The following is a 10,763-nucleotide window of genomic DNA, read 5'->3' as shown; positions in this document are numbered from 1 at the left end:
GGATTGTGGAGTGGAGGTTCGCAAAGACCTCTCAACTCGAATCCATCACTGTCACAACTGCGGGTCAACAAAGCCCCGTGATGTGGCGAGTGGACAAGTTATCTGTACCCGTGGGCAACGGGGAATCGAAACTGCCTGTGGAGGGGAGGCGGCGGGGGCTGAGTTGGCTCAGTCTAGCTGGCACCTGTTGAAGCAGGAAATCTTTGGGGCGACCCAAGGAATCTCCCTGCATACCCGGAACGGGTTGCTGGGAGAGGATGTCAAGATTCATTGGCACGGATCGTAGCGAGTCAGGTATCGATCGATGCAGCGTTGTCAACAACCCGCCGTCAAGCCTGTTGGCTATGACGGGGGCTTGAAAAAGCCCACAAGTTGACCAGCCTAAGTCTTCCGAAGACTACGTTACGTCCGAGAGTTTAAGTTCCTACCGACGAGTACGTTGCCAGCTTGTCGCTCTAGAACTGAAAAGTTAAACAGCTTAAAACGGGTTAAGGCAGTGCTTTTCAGAGAGTACCGAGACGTAACCTTGGCGAGGCAAACGTTACCCCTTTTGGGAGTTGTGTATTATGCACGTTTTCGTTCTCGACAAAGACAAAAACCCCCTAGCACCATGCCATCCAGCCAAGGCGCGGCGGCTCCTGAAATCCGGTCGTGCTTCGGTATTTCGTCGCTATCCATTTACCCTTATCTTGCACGAGATTGAAGCCAAAGATTGTGTCGTTCCGGAAACTCAACTCAACGCTTCGGCTCCGCTCGCTTCGACTTCGCTCAGCGTTGAGTCCGAGCGGAGTCGAGGACTCAAGATAGACCCCGGTTCTAAAACCACCGGATTGGCTGTCGTCAATGGCAACAAACTCGTGTGGGGCGCGGAATTACAACACCGAGGCGATCGCATTAAAGCGAAATTGGAAACCCGTCGCGTCTGTCGTCGGAATCGTCGGAACCGCAAAACACGATATCGCAAGCCTCGGTTTCTCAACCGCACCCGTCCGAAGGGTTGGCTTCCACCGTCTCTCAACGCTTCGGCTCCGCTCAGCGTTGAGTCCGAGCGGAGTCGAGGACTCAACCATCGGGTCGAAACTACGATGACCTGGGTGAACCGTTTGCGAAAACTTTGTCCGATCGTCTCGATTTCTCAAGAACTCGTGCGGTTCGATACCCAAAAACTCCAAAACCCCGAAGTGAGTGGTATTGAGTATCAGCAGGGCGAATTGTTGGGTTACGAGGTTCGGGAGTACCTGTTGGAGAAATGGGGTCGAAAGTGCGCCTATTGTAGTACTGAGAACGTACCGTTAGAGGTCGAACACATTCATCCCAAATCGAAGGGAGGGAGCGATCGCCTCTCCAACCTCACCTTGGCTTGCCGTCTGTGCAACCGGTCTAAAGGCAACCGCGACGTTCGAGAGTTTCTGTCGGATAAGCCGTCCGTTCTCAACCGCATTTTAAAACAGGCAAAAACCCCATTGAAAGATGCAGCGGCGGTCAACGCAACTCGGTGGAAACTGTGCCAACAGTTGAAAGAGACGGGTTTGCCTGTCGAAGTGGGAACGGGCGGTTTGACCAAGTTCAACCGCACTCGATTGGGGTTGCCGAAAGCTCATTGGCTTGATGCTGCTTGTGTAGGAGAGACGCCATCGTTACATTTGGCAACTGAAACTCCAATAGCGATCGCAAGTAAAGGTCACAGCACGAGATTTCGCACCCTCATCGACCGTTACGGTTTTCCCCGTGCCGTGAGGAAAACTAAGGCGCAAGTCAACGGCTTACAGGCAGGTGACATCGTGCGAGCGATCGTGCCGAACGGGAAATATCGCGGACAGTGGACGGGGGCGATCGCCGGAGTGAGAAAAAAACGCCCGCCCGCCTTGCGTCCTTTTGGAAAAAAACAGATCGATCTAACCGCTAAAACGCAAATCCAGATCGTTCACAAACAGGATGGCTATGAATACAACATCAACCCGTGCGGGCATTCCTCCCGACGCTGACCGCGAGCAGTACAGCACGGGGCCCCTGCACGCTTATAGCTGGATCGAAGCGGCGATCGCACCTCTACGGTTTCTCGTATGCTGCGGTTGGGGTCGTTCGCCGTTTGGCGAGTTGGGAAACTTCCCGCGCGATCGCAAACTTATGAAATTTTATTAAATATCGCGAAAATTAGTTGACAAATCTTTTTTTACGTATCTAGATTTCGCACTGTGTTTTCCAGCGATCGCCCGATCTAAAAATTATCGTTTGAAGTCCTGAAAAAACGAGGTCGGCTCGGTAAAATGCAAAGCGTTTTCCTAACCTGCGAAACATTTTTGAGCAGTTTTTCATCTAATTGTAACGATAGCCCCTTCAATCTAAATCGCTCGATCGCGAACCGTCAAACGTCTGAAAAACTCAGATCGAACAGCCATTTTACCATCAAAAAACGACTTTTTTATGGGTATCGGCGTTTTCAAATCTCGACGGTTCTCTCCCACTTCTCCGTTTATCGTTCTCACAAAATCCTCCCATGAAACGCCTACGAAACCTTCTCTGCTTCCTTTTGGGAACGGCATTTTTCCTCAGCTTAAACCTATTTCTACCCAATATTCCTCTGTTTCTCCGAGGTGTTGTTGCCGCCACGCCAAGCGCACAGGCTCCGCAATTTTACCCGCGCAAATCCATTAGTTTGAAAACCTATCCGGTTTCAGAGGTTGCCACCGAAAAATCGCAAAAAGCCCTAAACCGCGATCGCCCCGACTCGAACCTCCAACGCGTCGCCCAGCGTCAAATCTTCCAAGAAAACGGGAGTCTAGACAACAGCGACGACGTCCTGCGCGATCGCAGTCGCTTCGACCTGTACGACTTTGACGGACGAGCGGGTCAAGAAATTCGCATCCAACTCGAAAGCCGAGACTTCGACACCTATCTCATCCTCCTCGGACCGGACGATCGCCCCCTCGGAGAAAACGACGATCGCGCCCGCAACGATCCCAACGCCGAACTCACCGTCACCCTTCCTCGTACCGGAACCTATCGCATCGTCGCTAACGCCTTCGACGCCCGAGGACGGGGTCGCTATACCCTCACTGTTTACGACTTAGGCGCAACCTCGCCCACCGCTAGCAAACCCGATCCCGCCAGGGTTTCCGCTCCCTCTAGCGGTTCGGTGTCGCTCACCCGAGAAGAAGAACTCCTCGCGCGAGGCGATCGCCTCTATCTCGAAGGAAACATCGCAGAAGCCCAACGCCTCTACCGACAAGTCAAACCGCCCTTTCCCCGCGAAGGCGAGCTTCAAGTCGTCGAACCGATTACCGAAGAGGAACTGTCCCCCGCCGCACGCGTGTACTGGGATAACGTTCGGGACGGTTTAGCCAACGATCGCGAAACCCAAGTCGAATCCTCCCTCGAACTTCTGCTTCAAGAAGCCCCCGGATTCGCCCCCGCATACAAACTCATCGCCGAAGCTCTCCTTGAAGACGATCGCACCGAAGAAGCGATCGCCGTTCTTGAAGACGCTACGACGCAGTTTCCCCAATCCTACGAACTGGCGCGACTGTTAGCCGAAACCCTCCGCGACGACGGACAACGTCTCGAAGCGGCGATCGTCGCCCGCGAGTTCGCCATCGTCAACCCCGACCACCCGGAATCTGAAGAAATCCTAGAACTCTCCGATCGCTATCTCCGTAGCTTCCGGCGCAAACTCCGCGAAAACATCGCTCTGCGCGGTCTCGGAGGCTTAGCCGTCGGCGTCTTGACCGGACGTACCACTTCGACGATTTTCCAAGCCATTAACCTGGCTCAGTTGATGGTAGCTGGTGAGTCTCGCCTCGGCGAACAAGTGGCCGCCCAAGTCCGACAGGAACTTCCCATGCTGGACGACCCCGAGGTTCTCAGTTACGTTAACGACATCGGACAGGAGGTCGCTCAGTACATGGGACGGGACGAGTTCGATTACGAGTTTTACGTGGTTCGCGACAACACCCTTAACGCCTTCGCCCTTCCTGGCGGTAAAGTCTTCGTCAATACGGGAGCCATTCAAGCAGCGCGATCGGAAGCCGAACTAGGCGGACTCCTGGGACACGAAGTCGGTCACGCCGTCTTGTCCCACGGTTTCCAACGCATTGTCACCAACAACCTCCTCTCGAACCTCGCTCGCGAAATTCCCTTCGGCGACTTGTTAGGAACTCTCGTCAGCCTCGACTACAGCCGCAAACACGAGCGTCAGTCGGATATCTTAGGAACTCGCGTGATTAACAGTGCGGGATACGCCGCCGACGGCTTGCGTAACTTTATGGAAACGCTACGCCAGGAACAACGAGGTCCAACGATTCCCTATCTCTCGACGCACCCCGCTCCCGCCTCTCGCGTGCGTTATATGGAAGAGTTGATTCAACGCAACGGCTACGAACGTTATGCGTTTGAGGGAGTCGAACGATTAGCGGCTGTTAAAGCTCGGTTGTAATCGATTCTTGCCAAACTTTCAAAATTCGTCAAACTTGACGGTTCGGACGCGCTACGGTGCGTCCTTTTTTTTTCGGTTTTGTTTTTGGAGTTTCTGGAGTTGTCGGTGCGTTACATGGGAATTGAGTTCGCTCGACTTTCGCTAAATTTTGTAGTCCGCTAACACACCCTACGCCTCCCACAAAAATCTATCGTTCAGGAAAGTCAAAACAGCAAGGACGAACATTTTGAATGCGGTTATACTTGGCTCAGACAGGCGAAGTCTGAAGCGATCGCCCACGGATCGCTGTTCTCGAGACAAAAGTTAACGTTTGAAGGAGAAGGTTTGTGAAAGAACTGGTGGAATTTCAAGTTGATGGGGGTTCGACGATTTTAGTCGAAGTCGATGAAATTGAAAGTGAGGCGATCGCTCCCGTCGCGCGACCGTCCGATAAAGTTGCGGTGCAGGCCAGGCAAACCTTCGAGCAAGCGATGACAACGATCGAGCCTATGGTAAAGTCGATTAAAAAGAAACTCGATGCCTTAACTGACCCGGCGGATGAGGTTTCTGTTAAATTTAGCGTGAAGTTAAGCGGACAAGTTGGGGCAGTTTTAACCACTGTTGGGGGAGAAGCGACTTACGAAATTTCGCTGACATGGAAGAATCAGTAAACTGCGAACAATTAGCGACAAAATTTGAGGCGTTGACGGCAGCGATCGCCTGCATTCAACGCCGCGAAGATGGATATATTTTCGGCACGGGGTTTTTAGTCCGATCCGGTTATTTAGTCACCTGCGCTCACGTCGTTACGGATGCGCTGGGTTTAGACAGGACACAACAAGAAATTCCCGAAGAGTTGGTACGACTCAAGTTTCCCATTGTCGCCGAAGATTGCATTCTGAACGCTCGCGTTGTGTTTTGGTCGCCGTTTTTCGAGAAGGACATTGCGGGGTTGGAGTTACAGGAAAAACAACCTCCCAACGTTCGCGAGATCGACGTATTACCGAGCCGAGACTATTGGGAACATCCTTGTCGAATTTACGGATTTCCACCGGGTAAAAACGATGGGGTTTGGGTGACTTCTTACCAACTGCTTGCGCGAGTGGGGGGAGGCCGCGTTCAAATTAATAAAATTGATGGATATAACTACGTCGTTGAAGGCGGATTTAGTGGCGGCCCAGTTTGGGACGAAACGCTCGGTGGTGTCGTTGGCATGGTGGCTACAGCAGATTGGAAAAAAGAGAACGTTAAGGTAGCCTATGCTATTCCGCACAAACTGTTAAGCGAGGCTTTTAGAAAATTTGAAGTTTGTCGGTTGAGTCAAATTTTAGAACCTTATACAACGCAGTTTTCAGAAAAAATTAACAACGCTTATTTGTTTTGTTTGTCAGATACGAGTTGGCTGGACAATTCAATCCCAAAATCTCTAGAAGAGAAATTGGAAAAACTGAGCGAATTTGGCAGTCGCAACACGGCAGGAAGTCGGCTCTCTGAGTTTTCGGTTTGTCTCGCACTTGAAATTTACGAGATTTATAAAAATACCCAAAATGGTGAATTTAAAAAACTCCTATCTCATTTAAAGCAATGGGTGACGTCTCAAGGTGATAATTTTAATACAATAATCACAACTGTTCGAGAGAAAAAACAAAAGCTAGGACTCCCTAAAACATCAGACAAAACGATATCTTGTTTGGTTGTTTTAGTCAAGCCTAAAGAACAACAAATAGATCCAGATGAAACTCGATATTACGTTCGGTTTTGGTATATCTCAGATCGGCGCAGTTACGATCCGAAAACGGGTCGAGGAATTAAGCAGCTTTCACCGCCAAAACAACCCGAAAAAATACGATCGCTCGAGGAAGTTTCAGAATCGATCGACAACTTACTGAAAGACAACGGCATTTCTTTTAAAACGACGATCGCAGTGTTCTTACCGAGCCAGTTAATCGGCTCTGACATCCCTTGTCGCAGCCCAAAAATTAAGCGGCCGTTCGGGCGTCGCTATAAAGTGGTCGTTCGACTTTACGAACGGTTGTTACCTAGCTATTATAAGTTTCGAGAACAAGAATTATGGCGAGAAAAATGGAAACAATTCGTCCAGAAACGCAAACAATTAGCGCGGGATGCCTTAAAACAAGTTAACTGTAGCAGGCTCGACTTTGACTTAGACCGAGATGAAATCGATTCTGTTTTATTGAGCGAACTCAACTGTAACGATTGGGACGAGATTTTTGAAGAAGTCTTAGAAACTGCGGTTCCAGTGGTGCTTTGGTCGAGACGCGATTGTTGCAATTCTCGTGCGTTCGACCCCGTTCTAGACTGTTCTGCTGGTGGACTGCCATCGCGTATTCTCAGATTCCGAAAAGATGCTTGGAAGAAAGACGAACAGCATATCGGCCATCATATTTGTTTGATATGGGACGATCCGTCTCTCGTTCCGCCCGTGATTTAATCTGTAATTTAATTCATACTAATTCATACGGTAACAACTATGAGCGATTGGAAGATTTTTCAAGGGAGTGGCAATCCCCACAACGGTATCTCGAAATTACCGAAACCTCCCAGTTGGCGACAAGCCGATCGCCGCAAGCAAAATCGAGGCGAGACGTTTCAAGCGCGTCCTGAAGAAATCGAGTTGGTAAACGCCGCACTTTACCTAAGACGGCCGCTATTGGTGACAGGAAAACCGGGAACGGGAAAGTCTTCTCTGGCGTATGCAGTCGCTCGCGAACTGAAACTCGGTGAGGTGCTGTACTGGCCGATTACAACGCGCACGACGTTGAAAGACGGGTTGTACGTCTACGACGCGATCGCTCGCTTGCAAGACGCACGCCAACGGAAGGAACCCGGCGAAGGTGGCGAACAAACCAAAAAAGAAGAGTTCGCCAACATTGGAAATTACATCAGGTTGGGACCTTTGGGGACTGCGTTGTTAGAATCTGACAAGCCCCGCGTTCTGCTCGTCGATGAAATCGATAAAAGCGATATCGATTTACCCAACGATTTGCTGTACGTGTTCGAGGAAGGCGAGTTTGAAATTCCCGAACTGGTGCGACTGGAGAAAATTATCGACAAAGTGACCGTTCGGACGGCGTACAAAGACGAAAACGAACCCCTCACCTATCGGGATAGAGAAGCGACGATCGCCAAAGGTCGGGTGCGGTGTAGCGAATTTCCCTTCGTGATTCTGACCAGCAACGGCGAACGGGATTTTCCGCCTCCGTTTCTGCGTCGCTGCATCCGCATGACGATGCAAGAGCCAGAGGAAGATCGTCTTCGGCTTATTGTCGAAGCACATCTGGGGTCGGATATGGTGAAGCGATCGCAAGCGTTAATCGATCGCTTTCTCAAACGCTTTCTCGAAAAACGCCAAGATCGAACCAAAGGTGACTTAGCCACCGACCAACTCCTCAATGCCTTATATTTGGTGACGCAAGAGGGCGCACCGACAGACAACGATCGAGATCGATTAGTGAATCGCCTGTGGAAGCATCTCAGCAGCCTCGAAGATCTAAAATCGGACAGTTCGCCGAACGACTCCAGCGAGCGGGATTAGACCTGAACGCGGAAGAACTGGCCGACGTGCTTTGGCTGGCGGCACAGATCGAAGCCGTCTCGCCTTCAACGTCGCAACCCTCCACGCAAACCTCTACGGAGAACGACAACCCGATTGTCGAGATCGATCGCGACGAGGACATCTCCGACGATGGCCGAACGACAGAACCCCCCCAGGTGGATGTCTATCCCGACGAGTCTACCGCCTCAATTTCCCGGCGCAAAGCCTCCTCCGACGGCGTTTCGTTTGCTGCACCGGCCGCACCAGCCTTGCGGACGCCGCTGGAACTGGCCCGGGCCATTCGTCCCCTGATGCGGAAAGTGCCGTCTCGCGTCCGAACCATCCTCGACGAAGACGCGACGGTGTCGCGAATTGCCGAAAGTGACCTTTGGTTTCCCATCCAGCAACCGGCCGCCGAACGGTGGTTAGACTTGGCGTTGGTGGTGGACGCCTCGAAAACCACGTTCGTTTGGGAGCGATCGATCGCCGAATTCCAAAGACTGGTCGAATATCAGGGGGCGTTTCGGACTGCCACCACTTGGCAACTCGGCGCAGATGGCGACGGCTCGATCCAACTGTATCCTCGCTGGAACCTCAAACTGGCTCGCCAACGTCCCCGCAGTCCCAAAGAACTCCTCGATCCGGCAGGACGGCGTTTGATTCTGCTCGTCAGCGACTGTACCTCAGACCTGTGGCATGGCGGCGCAATTTATCCCGTTCTCCAAGCATGGTCTGAAGCCGGGCCGCTGACCCTGTTGCAATTGCTCCCGGAACGGCTCTGGACGAGTAGCGCCCTCAAATTCGGATTTCCGGTGCGACTCAGTGCCTCGTCTCCGGGGTTGCCGAACCTGCTGTTAGACGTGACTGGGTTGACGAGGCGAAAACAACGCAAACTCGCCAACGCCCCGACGCTCACCGTTCCCGTCGTGACGATCGATGCCGACGCGCTCCAGGTGTGGTCGCGAGTGGTGGCGGGATCGGGTAACGCGCGGACGCCGGGCCGCGTGTTCGATCTGTCGTTTGTCGGGGAGTGGGCGCAAACTCTCGACGCGCAAGCATCTTTATCCGTTGAAGAGAAGGTCGCGAGATTTCTGGCCACGGCATCTCAAACCGCGCGGCGTTTGGCTGGTTTGATGGCGGCGGTTCCGGTCAGTTTGCCCGTCATTGACTTGTTGCGGGAGACCCTGTTACCGGAGGCTCGACAGGGGCATATCGCAGAAGTCTTTGCCAGCGGACTCCTCGAGGAACTGGAAACCGAAAGCGGCGCACTCTGTCAATACGACTTTTTCGAGGGTGCCAGACCGTTACTCATCGATACGGTTCCCATGTTGAAAACCGAGGAAGTTTTGGAAATCGTGTCGCAGTACGTCGCGCAACAACTGGGACTGTCGATCCGCAGTTTTACGGCGTTGCTGACCTTACCCCATCGCAATGGCAGCGATCCGACCGTTCAACGGTATGTCCTGCCCTTTGCCCGTATTGCGACAGAGGTGTTGTACCGTCTCGGTGGCGATTATGCCGAACTGGCCCGGCAGGTCGAACGACCCATCACCTCGCCGTCCGGTGCGGATAGCTCCGAACGGTTGCAACTGTACTCCCGTAGGTTTGAAATCGCAACTGTTACCGTCGTCCGTGAGTTCGTGTTTGAGACGGCAAGGGTTGCGATCGAAATGGTCGATACGATAACAGGCTTAGTGGAATCTCGATCGGAGGTGAAAATTAATCGCCGTCGTCAGCGATCGTGGAGCTTTTCGGAAGAATTAGGCGACGGTGTAGAACTCGAAATGGTGTACGTTCCGGAAGGAAACTTCACTATGGGAGCGCCTGAAGACGAAGAGGAAAGTCTTGACTCCGAACGACCGCAGCACGACGTGGCCGTACCTGCATTCTTCATGGGGAAATATCCCGTGACGCAGGCGCAGTGGAAAGCCGTGGCTGAATTGCCCAGGATCGATCGCGACCTCGAACCCAATCCCGCAAACTTTAAAGGAGAGAACCGCCCCGCCGAAAAAGTCTCCTGGCTCGATGCCGTAGAATTTTGTCAGCGTTTGTCCAAACACACGGGGCGAGACTATCGACTCCCTAGTGAAGCGGAATGGGAATACGCTTGTCGAGCCGGAACTCAAACGCCGTTCCATTTTGGAGAAACGATAACCACCGATCTCGCAAACTATCGGGGTACAGATGATAAAGAATACAATTGGTCTGGCTCTTACGGTCAAGGGCCGAAAGGGATTTATCGTACAGAAACCACAGAAGTTGGAAGTTTTCCGGGGAATGAGTTTGGACTGTTCGATATGCACGGAAACGTTTGGGAGTGGTGCGAGGACGATCGGCACGGGAATTACAATGAAGCTCCAAAAGACGGCAGTGCTTGGATCGAAAATGATAACCGTACAGAAACTGAAAAAGTCCTGCGCGGGGGTTCCTGGTACCTCAATCCGGGGGACTGTCGCTCTGCGTATCGCGGCTGGAACGATCCCGGTTTCGTCGGCATCAATGTCGGGTTTCGCGTTGCCTGTGGCGTGGCGAGGACTCTCTAACCCTTTGCCCTTTAGCACTTTTGCCCTTGGCACTTTTCTCTTTTCCCTTTCCGATCTCGCCGTTAGGCGAGTCGAATTTTTTTTAGAAAATTGAGTCTAGAAAATCGATGGACGAGCTGCCAATTATTCAAAAAACATACGATTTAATTAAATGGTACGTTCCCATTTTAAATCGACTTCCAAGAAATCATAAATTTATTCTAGGAAATCGAACGATTTCAAAATTATTCCCCTCAGACGTAAGTACGAAAAA

At 52.0% G+C, this 10,763-nt stretch carries 7 protein-coding genes and 1 pseudogene; all 8 read left to right on the top strand.

Annotated elements, in window-relative coordinates:
- Nucleotides 1-286, top strand: a pseudogene (locus GEI7105_RS35130) (RNA-guided endonuclease TnpB family protein); the annotation flags it as partial.
- Nucleotides 287-566: 280 nt separating this feature from the next.
- Nucleotides 567-1,985, top strand: coding sequence for an RNA-guided endonuclease IscB (iscB, locus tag GEI7105_RS0117035; protein ID WP_017661640.1), 1,419 nt, complete (start codon nucleotides 567-569; stop codon nucleotides 1,983-1,985).
- Nucleotides 1,942-2,142, top strand: a complete 201-nt coding sequence (locus GEI7105_RS37485) for a hypothetical protein (protein WP_144053846.1) — start codon at nucleotides 1,942-1,944, stop codon at nucleotides 2,140-2,142. Before iscB ends, GEI7105_RS37485 begins: the two co-directional genes overlap by 44 nt.
- Nucleotides 2,143-2,497: 355 nt before the next feature.
- A complete protein-coding gene (locus GEI7105_RS31025; RefSeq protein WP_051044155.1) occupies nucleotides 2,498-4,432 on the top strand; it encodes a M48 family metalloprotease in 1,935 nt (644 codons plus the stop codon).
- Nucleotides 4,433-4,758: 326 nt separating this feature from the next.
- Entirely contained in the window at nucleotides 4,759-5,082 is a 324-nt protein-coding gene (locus GEI7105_RS0117015) for a CU044_2847 family protein (protein ID WP_017661637.1), read from the top strand.
- Entirely contained in the window at nucleotides 5,067-6,863 is a 1,797-nt protein-coding gene (locus tag GEI7105_RS33640; RefSeq protein ID WP_017661636.1) for a VMAP-C domain-containing protein, read from the top strand. The genes GEI7105_RS0117015 and GEI7105_RS33640 overlap by 16 nt, the downstream gene beginning before the upstream one ends.
- Before the next feature lie 39 nt (nucleotides 6,864-6,902).
- Nucleotides 6,903-7,967, top strand: a complete 1,065-nt coding sequence (locus GEI7105_RS0117005) for an AAA family ATPase (RefSeq protein ID WP_017661635.1) — start codon at nucleotides 6,903-6,905, stop codon at nucleotides 7,965-7,967.
- Nucleotides 7,895-10,510: a formylglycine-generating enzyme family protein gene (locus GEI7105_RS39990; RefSeq protein ID WP_017661634.1), complete on the top strand. Its 2,616-nt coding sequence runs from the start codon at nucleotides 7,895-7,897 to the stop codon at nucleotides 10,508-10,510. The genes GEI7105_RS0117005 and GEI7105_RS39990 overlap by 73 nt, the downstream gene beginning before the upstream one ends.
- Nucleotides 10,511-10,763: the final 253 nt, after the last annotated feature.

The organism is Baaleninema simplex PCC 7105 (assembly GCF_000332355.1).
Classification (GTDB): domain Bacteria; phylum Cyanobacteriota; class Cyanobacteriia; order Cyanobacteriales; family Geitlerinemataceae; genus Baaleninema; species Baaleninema simplex.
The sequence above is the reverse complement of the archived record's forward strand: the minus strand, read 5'-3'. Positions and strand labels throughout refer to the sequence as shown.